Source organism: Pseudarthrobacter sp. MDT1-22 (assembly GCF_054511035.1).
Genome location: NZ_JBTNDK010000011.1, coordinates 60,696 through 75,946, shown reverse-complemented (window position 1 = coordinate 75,946; position 15,251 = coordinate 60,696). Strand labels below are relative to the sequence as shown.

13 protein-coding genes are annotated in these 15,251 nt (G+C 65.3%); 11 read left to right on the top strand and 2 right to left on the bottom strand.

Going from position 1 to position 15,251, the window contains the following annotated elements; all coding sequences use genetic code 11:
• Positions 1 to 18 precede the first annotated feature (18 nt).
• Entirely contained in the window at positions 19 to 1,614 is a 1,596-nt protein-coding gene (locus tag ACX80M_RS10845; protein WP_459309635.1) for an alkaline phosphatase D family protein, read from the top strand.
• 64 nt (positions 1,615 to 1,678) lie between these two features.
• Here the strand turns inward: ACX80M_RS10845 and ACX80M_RS10840 are convergent, their stop codons facing one another.
• Entirely contained in the window at positions 1,679 to 2,590 is a 912-nt protein-coding gene (locus ACX80M_RS10840) for an alpha/beta fold hydrolase (protein WP_252600385.1), read from the bottom strand.
• Between ACX80M_RS10840 and ACX80M_RS10835 the strand changes: the two genes are divergently transcribed.
• The 5 genes from ACX80M_RS10835 (at position 2,540) to ACX80M_RS10815 (ending at position 7,667) form a co-directional block, all read left to right on the top strand.
• Positions 2,540 to 3,223, top strand: coding sequence for an SDR family NAD(P)-dependent oxidoreductase (locus tag ACX80M_RS10835; protein ID WP_459309633.1), 684 nt, complete (start codon positions 2,540 to 2,542; stop codon positions 3,221 to 3,223). The genes ACX80M_RS10840 and ACX80M_RS10835 overlap by 51 nt on opposite strands.
• 217 nt (positions 3,224 to 3,440) lie before the next feature.
• Positions 3,441 to 4,958 carry a purine-cytosine permease family protein gene (locus ACX80M_RS10830; protein WP_252611045.1) on the top strand — a complete coding sequence of 506 codons (1,518 nt, stop codon included), beginning with the start codon at positions 3,441 to 3,443 and terminating at the stop codon, positions 4,956 to 4,958.
• Positions 4,951 to 5,562: a TetR/AcrR family transcriptional regulator gene (locus tag ACX80M_RS10825; protein ID WP_252600391.1), complete on the top strand. Its 612-nt coding sequence runs from the start codon at positions 4,951 to 4,953 to the stop codon at positions 5,560 to 5,562. The genes ACX80M_RS10830 and ACX80M_RS10825 overlap by 8 nt, the downstream gene beginning before the upstream one ends.
• 99 nt (positions 5,563 to 5,661) lie before the next feature.
• On the top strand, positions 5,662 to 6,651 hold the full coding sequence (locus tag ACX80M_RS10820) for a nitrilase-related carbon-nitrogen hydrolase (RefSeq protein ID WP_459309631.1): 990 nt from the start codon (positions 5,662 to 5,664) through the stop codon (positions 6,649 to 6,651).
• Positions 6,648 to 7,667: an agmatine deiminase family protein gene (locus ACX80M_RS10815; RefSeq protein WP_459309630.1), complete on the top strand. Its 1,020-nt coding sequence runs from the start codon at positions 6,648 to 6,650 to the stop codon at positions 7,665 to 7,667. Before ACX80M_RS10820 ends, ACX80M_RS10815 begins: the two co-directional genes overlap by 4 nt.
• Before the next feature lie 132 nt (positions 7,668 to 7,799).
• Here the strand turns inward: ACX80M_RS10815 and ACX80M_RS10810 are convergent, their stop codons facing one another.
• The gene (locus ACX80M_RS10810) at positions 7,800 to 9,056 is read right to left on the bottom strand and encodes a D-arabinono-1,4-lactone oxidase (RefSeq protein ID WP_459309628.1); all 1,257 of its coding nucleotides are present in this window, start codon (positions 9,054 to 9,056) and stop codon (positions 7,800 to 7,802) included.
• A gap of 178 nt (positions 9,057 to 9,234) precedes the next feature.
• Here ACX80M_RS10810 and ACX80M_RS10805 point away from each other — a divergent pair, with 178 nt between their 5' ends.
• The 5 genes from ACX80M_RS10805 to arfA all read left to right on the top strand — a co-directional run bounded on the left by ACX80M_RS10805 (position 9,235) and on the right by arfA (position 15,234).
• A complete protein-coding gene (locus ACX80M_RS10805) occupies positions 9,235 to 10,236 on the top strand; it encodes a LacI family DNA-binding transcriptional regulator (protein WP_459309627.1) in 1,002 nt (333 codons plus the stop codon).
• Between the two features lie 184 nt (positions 10,237 to 10,420).
• The gene (locus ACX80M_RS10800) at positions 10,421 to 11,752 is read left to right on the top strand and encodes an extracellular solute-binding protein (protein WP_459309625.1); all 1,332 of its coding nucleotides are present in this window, start codon (positions 10,421 to 10,423) and stop codon (positions 11,750 to 11,752) included.
• A gap of 27 nt (positions 11,753 to 11,779) precedes the next feature.
• Positions 11,780 to 12,736 (top strand): carbohydrate ABC transporter permease, encoded by a 957-nt coding sequence (locus tag ACX80M_RS10795; RefSeq protein WP_459309624.1) that lies wholly within the window; start codon positions 11,780 to 11,782, stop codon positions 12,734 to 12,736.
• Between the two features lie 2 nt (positions 12,737 to 12,738).
• Positions 12,739 to 13,635 (top strand): carbohydrate ABC transporter permease, encoded by an 897-nt coding sequence (locus ACX80M_RS10790; RefSeq protein ID WP_252614665.1) that lies wholly within the window; start codon positions 12,739 to 12,741, stop codon positions 13,633 to 13,635.
• Positions 13,636 to 13,695: 60 nt separating this feature from the next.
• A complete protein-coding gene (gene arfA / locus ACX80M_RS10785; protein ID WP_459309622.1) occupies positions 13,696 to 15,234 on the top strand; it encodes an arabinosylfuranosidase ArfA in 1,539 nt (512 codons plus the stop codon).
• Positions 15,235 to 15,251: the final 17 nt, after the last annotated feature.

The window sequence follows — 15,251 nt, the reverse complement described above, 5'->3', positions numbered from 1 at the left end:
CGCGGCCATGCTGGCTCCATGCCTCTCCTACTGCCCGGTAACTCGCATCTGATCGACCGCCGCCTCTTCCTCGCGGGGGTGGCCGGTGTCTCCGCTGCCGCCGCGCTGGCGGCCGCCCCGGCTACCAGGGCGGACGCTGCGTCGGCGCCGGCGCGGGCCAAGGACGATCCCTTCACGCTGGGTATCGCATCCGGTGACCCCACGCCTTCCGGCGTGGTGCTGTGGACCCGCCTGGCCCCGAAACCGTTCGACCCGAACGGCGGCATGCCGCCGGGCCATGCGGTGGTGGAGTGGCGTTTGGCCAGTGACGCCGGGATGCGCGATGTTGTCCAGCGCGGGAGCGCGCACGCCCCGGCGCAGCTGGGGCATTCGGTCCACGTGGAGGTCGAGGGCCTGGCACCGGACAGCGAGTACTTCTACGAGTTCAAGTTCCGTAACCACTTGTCCCCCGTGGGCCGGACCAAAACCTTGCCGGCCCCCGGGGCGGATGTACGGCAGCTCGATTTTGCTTTCTCCTCCTGCCAGAAGTGGGAGGATGGCTTCTTTCCGTCTTACCGCCATATGGCCGCAGAGGACCTCGACTTTGTGGTGCATCTGGGCGATTACGTTTACGAGTACGAGATCGCCGCAGGCGGCGGGCTGCGTCGCACACCTGTCCCGGCGGCTGCCCAGCCGGCCCCGCAGACGCTTGAGCAGTGGCGGGCCCGCTACGCTCTCTACAAGTCCGATCCCGACCTGCAGGCGGCGCACGCCCGGTTCCCGTTCGTCGTTTCCTGGGACGATCACGAGGTTAAGAATGACTATGCCGGAGGCTGGGAGGGGCAGACCCAGGCCTTCACCGCAGTGCGGGCCGCGGCCTACATGGCGTACTACGAGCACCAGCCCTTGCGGGCACGGTCGCTGCCCCGCGGTACGGAAATGCAGCTTTACCGGCGGTTGCGCTATGGCCGCCTCGCGCAGCTGGACGTTCTGGATGGACGCCAGTACCGCGACGCCCCGCCGTGCGGCTGGGGAGAAGCCCAGGCATGCGAAGCGGCGTACGACCCGTCAATCAGCATGCTCGGCTCAGAGCAGGAGCAGTGGCTCTACGACGGACTGCGTGACTCAGAGGTGCGGTGGAACATCCTGGGGAACAACGTCATGGTCTCCCGCCTCGACCACGACGGTGCCGCGGGCGAGCTGCTGTGGCACGACGCCTGGGACGGTTTTCCGGCAGCCCGCAAGAGGCTGCTGGATGTGATCGCCGAGCCGGCGGTGCGCAACGCCGTGTTCATCACGGGCGACTGGCACTCCACCTTCGTCAACGACGTTCACCTCGACTTCGACAAGCCGGACTCCCCGGTGGTGGCCACCGAGTTCGTGGGGACCTCCATCAGCACGAACGGCGACGTGCCGGTTTACGGGCCCTACTACGCGCCCATGATCGGGTTTAACCCGCACATCAAATTCTTCGATGGCGACCGGCGGGGCTACGTCCGTTGCCAGGTCACTCCCGAGCGCTGGCGCACGGAGCTTCGCATGGCCACCGGAGTGGGGACCCGGACCGCAGGGCAGTACACGCATGCGGTGTTCGAGGTCGAAGACGGCAAGCCGGGCGCAGTGCAGGTTTCATAGCGGCTAGTTCAACCTGCGCCCGCAGCTGACGTCCCGCCGTCGTCCGCTTGGCCACGCTGCCCGGTCACAGTGACCACATGTCCTCGAGAAGTCGTTGCACCTGTTCCGGCTGCTCGACGTTGGCGAAGTGCCCGCAATGCTGGATCGTCACAGTCTGGACTTGCGGCACTGTGGCGGCCAGCCGGTCCAGGTCGGAGGGAGACGTGAATACATCAGTTTCCCCGCGGGTTGCTAGCACGGGGCAGCGGATGCCGCGCCACTGGTTAAAGTCGTAGTGCGCCACTGCCCGGGCAGCCGCGGAGAAGCTGGCCGGACGGGCGTTATGGCCGAGCCCGCGGATCACCCCAGCTGACATGCCTGGGGGATCTGCGAAGAACGGTGACATCAACGGTCCCATCACGGGTGTGGCACCGACTGCGCGGACCATTGCCAGCCCTGCTGGACCTAGGGCCGCCAGTGAGCGCATGAGCAGCATCATGCCGACAAACGCCGGGAACCGGGACAGGCTGCGCAGTGGCTCGCGGGCGGCCTCAGACACGCCGAATGTTGTGGGCGAAATGGCAGCCACGCTGGCGGTCCGCTCCGGCCACGTCGCGGCAATATGCAAAGCCAGGAAGCCTCCCATGGAGTGGCCCACGAGGTTCCATCGCGGGTAGTTGAGCAAGTTCAGTACATCGGTGACTGCGCGTGTCATCGTCTCGATGCCGAAGTGTTCCAGCCGGGCTCCCTTAGTGGATTCGCCCCAGCCCGGCAGGTCAATCAGGACACGATCGTGGTGCGATGCTTCGGAAAGCAGCGGCCGGAAGGTGGCCCAGGATCCCGCGGCGCCGTGCAGGTACACCTCCGGTGTGCCGGACGCCGGAGCCCCGCTTCCGATGCCCTGTTGGACTCGCACAGTGCACGGGCCCAGCTCTGTTGGAATTGTGTGCCGCCGCAGCGTAGCCACCCACGTCGCGGATTCCTGCCGAACGCTCATGCCCGCCTTCCGTTGCTGATCTCTACTAGGGATTCGGAGCCGTGGCGTCACCGGACCGGACGTACAGGCTACAGCTGCTGGGTTTGGCATCAAACGGAACAGATCGAAACCACCATGTTCGGTCCCATGAACGTCACCCGCGCTGCCCTGCCGGTCCTGCGCGCCCAGCGCTCCGGCCTGGTGGTCACCATCTCCTCCACCGCCGGCCTCGCAGGCGGCGAGTTCCTGTCCGCCTACGCCGCGTCGAAGTTCGGCGTGGAAGGCTGGGCGGAATCCCTGGCACTCGAGGTCGCACCGTTCGGCATCCGCTCCATGATCGTGGAGCCGGGGTTCTTCCGCGCCGAGCTGCTCACCCCGGAATCCACCAGCTACGCGGAATCCACCATCGGGGACTACGCCGAACGCACCGCGCAGACGGTCACCGCGTGGAAGGGCATGAACGGCCTCCAGGGCGGGGACCCGGCCAAGCTCGCCGACGCGCTGATCCAGCTGGCCGAACTGGACGAACCCCCGCTGCGGTTCGCCGCCGGAGCCGACGCCGTGGGCGTCTTCGAGACCCGAGGAAAGGCCCTCCAGCTCCAGGCCGACGCGCACCGCGAACTCTCCAGCAACCTCGCGTTAAGCGACGCCTGACAAAACGGAAATGGACGACGGCGGGAGGTCCCGCCGTCGTCCATCACCCACCACCGCAAGGCCCCACCACAGTTCAGCCGGACGCCGGCCGCTCCGACCCGTCCGGTGCTGCATGGTGGCGGAGATGCGTGTTGTGGATCAGCTATTGACTGAAAATTCAGTCAGGCCTTATGGTTGATGCGATACATCAACGTGATGTAGCTCACGAAGGCTTGCCATGATCAGCACGCGCTTCCGCAAAGACGCGGATTCCGTCGGTGCCGCATCCGCGCACAAGGACCGCTTCGGCCGCATTGAGTCGGCCGGCATTGAGTTCATCCCCGACGAACAACGCACCTCCCGCCCCCGGAACCTGTTCACCGTGTTCTTCGGCGGCAACTTCGCCTTCTCGGTCATCGTTTTCGGCTGGCTTCCCATCACCTTCGGCCTGGACTTCGTCGGCGCCGCCACGGCCAGCCTCACCGGTCTCCTCGTTGGTACAGCCCTGATCGCCCCGATGGCCCTCCTGGGGCCACGGACCGGCACCAACAACACCGTTTCCAGCGCCGCACACTTCGGCACCCGCGGGAGGTTGATCGGTTCCGCCCTGACCCTGTTGTTCGCCCTTGCGTACGCCGCCATCGCGGTCTGGACTTCGGGCGACGCGCTGGTTGCCGCCGCCGAGCGGCTGCTGGGCGTGTCCGTTGACGGCACCACGCTGGCCATCGGCTACGCCGTGATCTCCGTGGAAATCGTATTGGTTGCGCTTTTTGGCCACGGCACCGTGGTGGCGATGCAGAAATTTGTCGCCCCAGTGGTCGGCATTCTGCTGCTCATCGGCGTCGTTGCTTTCGCTCCAACGTTCAGCCCCACCACCGTGCACGCCGACTACCTTCTGGGCGATTTCTGGCCCACCTGGATTTTGTCCGCCGTCATTTCCGTCGGAGGCCCACTGTCCTACGCGCCCACGCTGGGCGACTACAGCCGGCGCATCTCCGGGAAACTCCACTCGGACCGGTCCGTGGTCGGCGCCACCTGCCTTGGTGTGTTCCTGGGCCTGTTTGTCACTGCCCTCTTCGGCGCCTTCACAGCCTCGGCCATCCCGGAACTCGGCGGCTCCTATGTCGCAGACCTGGTGCGGTCCGCGCCGGCCTGGTACCTGCTCCCAATCCTCATCATCGCGTTGGCCGGCGGGCTAGGCCAGGGCGTGCTCAACCTCTACGCCAGCGGCCTGGACCTCGAAGCACTCTTCCCGCGCCTGCGCCGCATCCACACCACGCTCATCACGTCGGTGATCGCCGTCGGACTCCTCTACCTTGGTGTCTTCGTGTTCAACGCGGTGGACTCCATCACCGCCATGACCCTGGTGCTCAACGGATTCGCCGGCCCCTGGGTGGCCATCAACGTCCTGGGCTTCCTGGTCGCCCGCCGCGGCACATACCACGCCGCAGACCTCCAGCTCTTTCGCGCCAACGGACCTCGCGGACGGTACTGGTTCAGCAACGGCTGGAACCTCCGGGCCGTGATCCCCTGGGCCATCGGATCAGCATTCGGCCTGCTGGCCACGGACACATCCCTCTACGCCGGTCCGCTCTCGCAGCTCGCCGGAGGAATCGACCTCAGCTTCCTTGGCTCCACAGTCATCGGAGCCGTCGGCTATCTCGCGGCGCTCCGGCTCTGGCCCGAACCGCCTGCCTCCCTGGCCGAGGCCGGACCGGAGCGGGGTGAGCACGTATTACTGTCAAACCATGACTGACAAACTAGCCAAGATCCTCACCGCCGCCACCACCTGCATCGCCAGGAACGGCGTCCGGGGAATGCGGGTCAACGATGTGGCTGCAGAAGCCGGTGTTTCGCCGGGCCTCCTGTACTACCACTTCACCGACCGGGCCGGCCTGCTTGCCGCAACGCTTGAACACATCAACAAGCAGGTCAGCAAGGACGACGCCGCCCCCTCCTCCCCTGACGCGGAAGACCGCGCCCGGCACTTCAGGCACCTGCTCCTTGACGAAATCAAGGACGACGCTGATGTCCGCCGGAATTCGGTGGCCTGGAACGAGCTCCGGGCGTGCTCCATCTTCGAACAGGAGCTGGCGGAACCGCTTTCCCGGACAACGGCGGAATGGAACCGCGAGATCGCCCAGGCCATCGTGGCCGCCAGCGAAGGCACCAGCGAGGACGAGGCCGCAGTCACTGCGGAGATCCTCACCAGTTTGGTGGAAGGGATCTCCGGCCGCTGGCTCAACGGTTTCATCACCACAGACCACGCGCGTTCCCTGTTGACGACGGCCATCGACTCACTCACCACAGCACGCCCGACGACCCTGCAGGAACCTTCCGGACAGGGTCTGGGCAAATGAACCACCGACCCAACTCTCAACCACTTATCAAACGACGCGATTCCAGCGGAATCCCGCGATTATGCAAGGACCCCTAGGGTCCCGTTAGGAAACACCGCCTTGGACATCATCGCCAACACCGAACCGCCCGCCTCTTTCGCCCGGAGCCAGGAAAGCACCCGCCGGCCGCTCCGAGTGGCCCTGGTCCAGCACCGCTGGCGCGAAAACGCCGCCGAGCTCAGGTCGGTGCTGACCGGGGCCATCGGCAAAGCCGCCGACGCCGGAGCCAGGGCCGTGTTCCTGCCGGAACTTACGCTGTCCAAATATCCTGCCAACGTCCGGGCCGGCAGTAACCCCGCCCGGAATGCCGAGGACCTGCTCAGCGGCCCCACCTTCGAGTTCGCCGCCAACGCGGCCCGGAAGCACTGCGTCACCGTCCACGCCTCGCTCTACGAGCGCTCAGACGGAAACGACGGGCTGGGCTTCAACACCGCCATCCTCGTCTCGCCCCAGGGGGAGCTGCTGGCACGCACGCGCAAGACCCACATTCCCGTCAGCGCCGGCTACTACGAGGACACGTACTTCCGTGCCGGGCCGGCCGTCGACGCCCACCCCGTGCACCGCCCCGCGGAACTGGACGGGGCCGCCGTCGGACTCCCCACCTGCTGGGACGAATGGTTCCCGGAGGTCGCCCGGCTGTATTCGCTGGCCGGCGCGGAAATCCTGGTCTACCCCACGGCTATCGGCTCGGAGCCGACCTTCCCGGAGTTCGACCACCAGCCGCTGTGGCAGCACGTGATCACAGGCCACGGCATCACGAACGGCACGTTCATGGTGGTCCCCAACCGGACGGGCGACGAAGGCGACATCAACTTCTACGGTTCCTCGTTCATTTCCGATCCCTACGGCCGCGTCCTGGTCCAAGCGCCGCGGGACCGGGAAGCCGTCCTGGTGGCCGATCTCGACCTGGACCAGCGCAAGGACTGGCTGGACCTGTTCCCGCTCCTGACCACGCGCCGCCCCGACACCTATGCCGAGCTCACCCGGGACGTCGATTTCGACCGTCCGTACGGGGCGGTATCCGCACAGCAGACCGCGGCCCAGCCATGACCTGGATGATGCCGAGCGAAACGGCACCCCAGGAAAGGGTCTGGATGGCATTTCCGCCGGAGCGATCCTCGATAGGGCACACCGCGGAGGAAACCCATGAGGCCCGCACGGCGTGGGCAGCGGTGGCGCATGCTGTGGCGGATTTCGAGCCTGTCACCATGGTCGTGGACCCGCCGGACATGACTGCAGCGCGGACCTATCTTTCCGCTGGCATTGACCTGGTGGAAGCGCCCCTCGACGATGCCTGGATGCGGGACATCGGGCCCACATTCGTGACCGGCGACGACGGCCGGCTGGGCGGGGTGGACTGGGTCTTCAACGGCTGGGGGCAGCAGGAATGGGCCAGCTGGGGCAAGGATTCCGGGGTCGGTGCGGAAGTGGTGAGGGAGGCCGGGGCGGAGCTGCTGGACAGCCCGCTGGTCAATGAAGGCGGCGGGATCCAGGTGGACGGTCTGGGCACCGTGCTGGTCACCGAGACGGTGCAGCTGGATAAGTTCCGGAACCCGCACCTGACCAAGGCTGACGTCGAAGCCGAGCTGGCCCGCACCATCGGCGCCACGCATGTCATCTGGCTGCCACGCGGGCTGACCCGTGATTCGCAGGAACTCGGAACCCGCGGACACGTTGACATCGTGGCCGCTATCCCGTCCCCCGGTGTGCTGCTGGTCCACTCCCAGCGCAACCCACTGCACCCGGACTTCCAGATCACCGCCGATATTATCGCGATGCTCGCCGGGACCCGGGACGCGCAGGGCCGTGCCTGGGACATCGTGGAGGTACCGGCCCCGGACACGCTGCGCGACGAGCTCGACTGGGTCGACTACAGCTACATCAACCATCTGGTGGTGAACGGAGGCGTCATCGCCTGCAGTTTCGACGACCCCGCGGACGCGGGAGCCCGCCGGATCCTGGAGCAGGCGTATCCGGGCCGCGAAGTGGTGACGGTCGATGCCCGCGCCATCTTCGCCCGGGGCGGCGGCATCCATTGCATCACCCAGCATCAGCCGGCCGTCTGACCGCGGCAGCCATGCACCATCCTCGCCTCCGACGGCGGCTGGTCGGCGCTGTAGGGGAGCAGCACCAAACGCAAACGGACGACGGCGGGGTGTCCCGCCGTCGTCCGATTGAGGACTGGTGGTGTGTGCTGCTTAGCGTGAGCTCACCGCCGGGACGCCGAGGATGCTGTCCAGCAGCCCGTTGCGGAATTTTCCCTCCGGATCGTGCGCCGATGCCAGCGAGCGGAAATCCGTTAAGCGGGGGTAGAGGGAGTCCCAGTCGTGACCGTCGGGCGTGAAAAGCTTGCCCCAGTGCGGCCTGGCCACGAAGGGCCGAAGCAGGTCCTCGAGCTCCGGAAGTACGGCTTCCACCTGCGGCTGCAGCGGCTTCCAGGTGAAGTGCAGCGCAACGCTCTGCTGCCGGTAGAAGGGGCTGAGCCAGAATTCGTCCGCGGCGCCGGTCCGGATTTCGGAGACAAACAGCAGGGGTGCAAGCTTGTCCGCCAGGCTCCGGACGGCCTGGATCGCAGCTGGTGCCTGTTCCAGCGGCAGGATGAATTCGCTTTGCAGTTCCTCACCCTTGCTGGGTGTGAACTCGTGGCGGAAGTGCGGCAGCCGGTCCAGCCATGGCCCGGGCTTATCCATCTGGACTGTGCAGTTCTCGGCCGACATCCCCGGCAACGGGTGCCGCGGGCCGGTGGCTGCCGTGGCGCCGAACAATTCACCGATGGGAGGCTCCGAGTCCAGCGCCTTGAGCCAGACCTGGCTGATGCTATCGCCCGCGTAATCGGTGAAAAGACTCATGCTGTAGGCGCTGGACACCAGCTGCGTGAAATCCGCCAGCGCCCGTTCCCACGGCAGGTTTTCCAAAACACGCTGGCGCATGCTGAAGCTCGGCCGGACGGCAAGCTGGAGGCCGGTGACGATGCCCAGAGCGCCCAGGCCCACCACGCTGCCCAGGAACTCCTCGCCGTCCCCGCGGGACAGCGATACCTGCTCGCCGGAGGCCCGGACCAGATCAATGCCCTCCACCGCTCCGGCCAGGGAGGGGTTGTTCACACCGGATCCATGGGTGCCCGTCTGGACTGCCCCCGCCACGGAAATGTGGGGGAGCGACGCCAGGTTGTGGATGGCCACGCCGGACTGCTGCAGCGTACGGCACAGGGCGCCGTAGCTCACTCCGCCGCTGACGCGGACGCTCTGCTGTTCCGCGTCCAGCTCGATTTGCTGCGGCAGTGCATCCAGCAGCACGTGCACGCCGTCCGTGTCCCCGATGCGGTTGAAGGAGTGTCGCGATCCCAGGGCCTTGACCCGGCTGGAACGCGCCACCACCTGGGCGAGCTCAGCCACCGACTCCGGGCGCAGGACGTCCGCTGATGAGTAGTTGAGATTTCCTGCCCAGTTCTTCATGTGCTCGGCTTTCGGGTGAAGGTAAGTTTCGCTCCACCAACTGTGAGCGCTAACAATTTCCCTGTCAAGACGCTTCCGCCGCCTCTCGCCGAGGCGGGAGGTAACATCGTCAGCAGGTCATCCGCAGCGCCATTCACTGGCCGCCGGCTTTGGCCCAGAAGGTTTTGAAAGGGGAGCAGTGCGCGCAACGGTCAAGGATGTCGCGCTTCGTGCCGGCGTTTCACCCAAGACTGTCTCGAACGTGATGAACGGGATCATTCCGGTGAGCGGGGCCACCAGGACCAAGGTGGAGCAGGCCATTCTTGATCTGGATTACGTGCCCAACCTCTCCGCCCGCGGACTGCGCAACGGAAGGTCCGGCGTGATTGCGCTGGCCCTGCCGGATCTTGGCACGCCATACTCAGCAGAAATTGCCCACCACATTGTGGAAGTGGCGCACGAGCAGGGCTGGATCGTGCAGATCGAGGAAACCGGCTCCGATCCCCAGCGCGAGCACGAACTTATGGTGCGTGCCCGCTCCAACCTGATCGACGGGCTGATCCTCAACCCTGTGGTGCTGGACGAGAGCGCCGTCCAGGTGGGCGTTGCCCTTCCGCCCGTGGTCCTGCTCGGCGAGGTCACGCAAAGGCTCGCCGACCGCGTCTTCGTGGATAGCTTCGCTGCCGCCCGCGACATGACGCTCGCCCTGGCGCAGTCCGGGCGCCGACGGATCGCCGTTTTGGGAACCACCCAGGGCAGGGGATCGGCTGCGGCCATACAGCGAACCCAGGGCTATGAGGAGGCGTTGGAGATCCTCGGCATCGAACGCGACGAGTCACTGCTGATTCCCTGCGAAAAGTGGACGCCGCAGACTGCTGCCGATGCGCTCACCGCCTACCTCGACTCCCACCCCCTTCCCGAGGCGCTGTTCTGCTTCACGGATTCCATGGCCATCGGCGCCCTGAGCGTGCTGTGGAAGAGGGGCCTGCGCATCCCGGAGGACATCGCGGTGGCGGGCTTTGATGACATCGCCGACGGCCGCTACGCGGTTCCGTCACTGACCACGGTCTCCTTCGACAAGCGTGCCATTGCCAGCGAAGCCCTCCGCCTGCTCACGGAGCGGATGGCCGACAGGGGCCACGAGCAGCGCGTGGTTTCCGTGGACTACACCATCGTGGAGCGGGACAGCACCCGCATCTGAAACGAGAGCAGCCCACCGGATTGTGTGCGCTAACAATTTTCTCTTGCCCTGTCCATTACATCGATGTAATGTAAGGCGTGCGTCACCCCCTGAAGGCATCGGCCCGGGAACGGGGACGCACCGGAACCGGAGTTTTGAGCAACAAGAAGTGACCTTTCCGCGGACCCATCCAAAGGAGTGACGGGTGAAGCAGTTTGAATTTTTCGGGAAGCAAGTGTCCCGACGGCAGTTATTGACGGGAACGGCAGCCTTAGGCAGCGTCCTGGTAGCAGGCGGCCTGACCGGCTGCGGCGGAAACGCCCAAGCCTCTGGCCCGCGGGACATCGGGTTCTGGCACCTGCTGTCCGGCGGTGACGGCATCAAGATGCAGGCCATGATCAACAGAGCCAACCAGGCCAACCCCGGCTTCAAGGTCCAACCCACGGTCCTGGCCTGGGGCCCGCCGTATTACACCAAACTGGCCATGGCATCGGCCGGCGGGCGGCCGCCGGAAGTCGCGATCATGCATGCCAGCCGGGTTCCCGGATACGCCCCCGGCGGGCTTATTGACCCTTGGGACATGGGCCTGCTGGCCCAGCACGGCGTCACCGCTGAAAACTTTGCGCCGCGCATCTGGGAGAAGAGCCAGCAGAACGGCAAGGTGTTCTCCATCGCCCTGGATTCGCACCCGTTCGTCATGTTCTACAACACGGACATCGCCCGCAAAGCCGGCGTCCTCGGCGGCAACGGACAACTGCAGGAAGTAAATTCTCCGCAGGAGTTTATGGCCATGGCCAGGGAAATGCAGAAGGTCACCCAGGCCCATGGTTTGTCCTTCGGATACCTCGGCAGTGGCTCCCAGATGTGGCGCTTGTTCTACACGCTCTACAAGCAGCATGGCGCGGATATGGAACTGATCCCGGGCCAGCCGATGAAAGTGGACCGCGACGCCGCGATTGAGTCCTTGGAATTCATGGCATCGCTCTTTGACGACACCATCGCTGCCAAGGCCGGCGACATCAGCACGGGCATCGCGGAGTTCGCCCGCGGCGACTCGGGAATGCTGTTCAGCGGAGTGTGGGAATTGCCCACGCTCAAGAAAGCCGGACTTCCGGTGGACGCTGCCACCATTCCCACGCTGTACGGAACGCCGGCAGCCTACGCAGACTCGCACTCGTTCGTCCTGCCGCGGCAGCTGAACGTGGATGACGCGAAACGGCGGGACGTCTACAAGTTCGTGAGCGACGTCCTCAAAGGATCCATCTCCTGGGCCGAAGCCGGGCACATTCCGGCCTACCAGCCCGTGGTCCAGTCGCAGGCCTACGCCGACCTCACGCCGCAGATCCACTACGCCAACGCAGCGGACATCATCGCCTACGATCCCGAAGCCTGGTTCAGCGGCTCGGGCTCGGACTGGCAGACCTACTTTGCGGAGAACGTCCAGAACGTGCTCCTGGGCCGCGACAAGGCGGCCGAAGGTTGGGACGCCTTTGAACGCCGCACCAACACCCTTCTTTCCCGGCCCAATCCGGTCTAACCGCACCGAGCGACAAAGGAGTCCTTCATGAGTTCTTCACTAGCGTCCCGGCGCAGCACCGGCCAGCCGGACATCGCCACAGCGACCCAACCCCAACCATCGCGCCGCCCCTCACAGAGCCGGACCAGGAGCAACCTGAGCGGCTGGGGATTCGCCACCCCGTTCCTGGTCTTCTTCCTGGTCTTCCTGGTATGGCCCATTCTCTACGGCATCTACATGAGCCTCACCGGCAAGTCCCTGACCGGCGCCAATGACAGCCTGATCGGCTTCGCGAACTACGCCGAGGCACTGGCCGACGCCGATATGTGGCGCTCCCTGGGAAACACGTTCTACTTCACCGTCATCAGCACCGTCCCGCTGGTCCTCGTGGCCCTGGTGATGGCGGCCCTGCTGAACGTCGGGCTGCCGGCCCAGTGGCTGTGGCGGCTCTCCTACTTTGCCCCGTACCTGCTGGCCTCCACCGTGGTCTCGCTGTTCTTCACCTGGATGTACAACCCGCAGCTTGGCCTGATCAATGACTCCCTCTCCAAGATCGGCCTCCCCAAAGTCGCCTGGCTCAACGATCCCAACGTGGCCATGTGGGCGATTGTCATCGCCACGCTGTGGTGGACCGTGGGGTTCAACTTCCTGCTGTACCTGGCCGCGATGCAGAACATCCCCGCACAGCACTACGAAGCAGCGTCCCTGGACGGCGCCGGAGCATGGCGGCAGTTCTTCTCGATCACCCTGCCGCAGCTGACCCCCACCACGGTGATGATCGTGCTCCTCCAGATCCTCGCGTCCATGAAGATCTTCGATCAGGTGTACCAGATGACCGCCGGCGGGCCCGGAGGATCAACCCGCCCGGTGGTGCAGTACATCTTTGAAACCGGCTTCACCGGCTACCGGCTGGGGTACTCCGCAGCCATCTCCTACATTTTCTTCGGACTGATCGTGCTCGTTTCGGTCATGCAGTTCGTCATCACCCGCCGCAGGAGTGCATAACCATGGCAATCCCTACCCTCACGCGTCCCACTCCCCGCACCAACACCAGCCAAGAGGCCCGAAAACCCCGCAAGAAGATGACCGCAGGCAAGATTGCCGCGCTCGTTGTGGCGGCGTTCATCGCCGTGCTGTGGATGATTCCGTTCGCCTGGGCCACGGCCACCGCCTTCAAGACCGAGACGGATGCCGCAGCTCCGAAGGTCAGCTGGATGCCGCCGTCGGGCTTTACTGCTGAAGCGTTCGTCAAGGTGTTCCAGGACGGCAACATCCCGCTCTGGACCTGGAACTCGTTCTACACCTCGGCGGCCATCACGGCGATCACGCTGGTGATCTCGGCGCTGGTGGCCTACGCCCTGTCCCGGATCGACTTCAAAGGCAAGAAGGTGCTGATGACGGTGATCATTGCCTCCATCATCATCCCGCCGCCGGTCCTCATCATCCCGCTCTTCTACCAAATGCTGGCGCTGCACCTGATCGATACCTCGTGGGCCATCATCCTGCCGCAGGTCATCCACCCGGCCATGGTGTTCGTGCTCAAGAAGTTCTTCGACCAGATTCCCCGCGAACTTGAAGAAGCCGCTGTGATGGACGGTGCCAGCCGATTGCGGATCTTCACCCAGATCATCCTGCCGTTGTCCCAGCCCATCCTGGCCGCCGTCGCGATCTTTGTGTTCATCGGTGCCTGGAACAACTTCCTGTGGCCGTTCATCGCCACGAACGACGGCGCGCTCCTCACCCTTCCGGTGGGGCTGCAAACCATCAAGAGCGCGTACGGCATCCAGTACGCGCAGAACATGGCCTCCGCGCTCCTCGCGGCACTGCCCCTGATCCTCGTCTTCCTGTTCTTCCAGCGCCAGATCATCAAGGGCGTCGCGACGACGGGACTCGCCGGAACCTGAACCGGCACCTTACTTACCACTCACCAAAAGACCTGTTCTACAACCAAGGAGATACTGCACATGTCACGCGCACGGATCACCCTCGACCGCGACTTCACCATCGGCGAAGTACCCCGCCGCCTGTTCGGCTCCTTCGTGGAGCACATGGGCCGCTGCGTCTACACCGGCATCTACGAGCCGGGCCACCCGGAGGCTGATGAGAACGGCTTCCGCCAGGACGTGCTCAAGCTCGTCAAGGAGCTCGGCGCCACCGTCATCCGGTACCCCGGCGGCAACTTCGTCTCCGGCTACAACTGGGAAGACGGCATCGGCCCGCGGGAGAACCGTCCCCGCCGGCTGGACGGCGCCTGGCACACCGTGGAGACCAACGCGTTCGGCCTGCACGAATTCGTGGACTGGTCCCGCCAGGCCGGCACGGAAATCATGGAAGCCATCAACCTGGGCACCAGGGGAGTGGATGCAGCCCGCGAGATCGTGGAATACGCCAACCACCCCGGCGGCACCTACTGGTCAGACCTCCGCGCCAAGAATGGCCACAAGGATCCTTTCGACATCAAGCTCTGGTGCCTGGGCAACGAGATGGACGGGCCGTGGCAGATCGGCCACAAGACCGCTGAGGAATACGGCCGCCTGGCTCAGGAAGCCGCCAAGGCCATGCGCTTCGTGGACCCGGACATCGAACTGGTGGCCTGCGGAAGTTCCAGCTCCGCCATGCCGACATTCGGCGACTGGGAGCAGACGGTCCTGACGCACACCTACGACGAGGTGGACTACGTCTCCCTCCACGCCTACTACCAGGAAAACGAGGGCGACGTCGGCAGCTTCCTCGCCAGCGCCGTGGACACGGACTACTTCATCGAGTCCGTGATCGCCACCGCCGACGCCGTGCGTGCCAAGGGCAAACACAAAAAGCACATCAACCTGTCCTTCGACGAGTGGAACGTCTGGTACCAGCGCGGCCTGGACACCGAGGACCAGCCGCACAACGTCGCCAAGGCGGGCTGGCGCGAGCACCCCCGGGTCATCGAGGACAAGTACAACGTGACGGACGCCGTGGTGGTGGGCACCCTGCTGAACTCGCTGCTCCGCCACGGCGACCGCGTCAAGATCGCCAACCAGGCGCAGCTGGTCAACGTCATTGCACCGATCTTCAGCGAGGAAAACGGACCGGCATGGAAGCAGACCATCTTCCACCCGTTCGCCCGCATGGCGGAGCTGGCCAAGGGCCAGATCCTGCGGCTGTCTGTTGACTCGGACAAGTACGAGAATGCCCGCTTCGGCGGCACCGACCTGGTGGACGTCAGTGCAACGTGGAACGAGGAAACGGGTCGCGTGGCACTGTTCTTCGCGAACCGCGGCCTTGAGGAAGCTGCCGACGTCGAGGTCGCCCTGCGCGGGTTCGACGCCCGCCGGGTGGTCCGTGCCGAGGTCCTGGAAATCCCGGAAGGCGGGGACCGTTTCACGGCCAACACCCAAAGCCGTCAGGACCAGGTGGGGCTCAAGCCGCTGGAAGGCGCGAAGGCGAGCGGCTCCGAGCTCCGGTTGACGCTGCCGGCGCTGTCCTGGGCCGTGATCGAGCTGGACGTCGTCAAGAACTGACTCTTGCCGCACCAGTT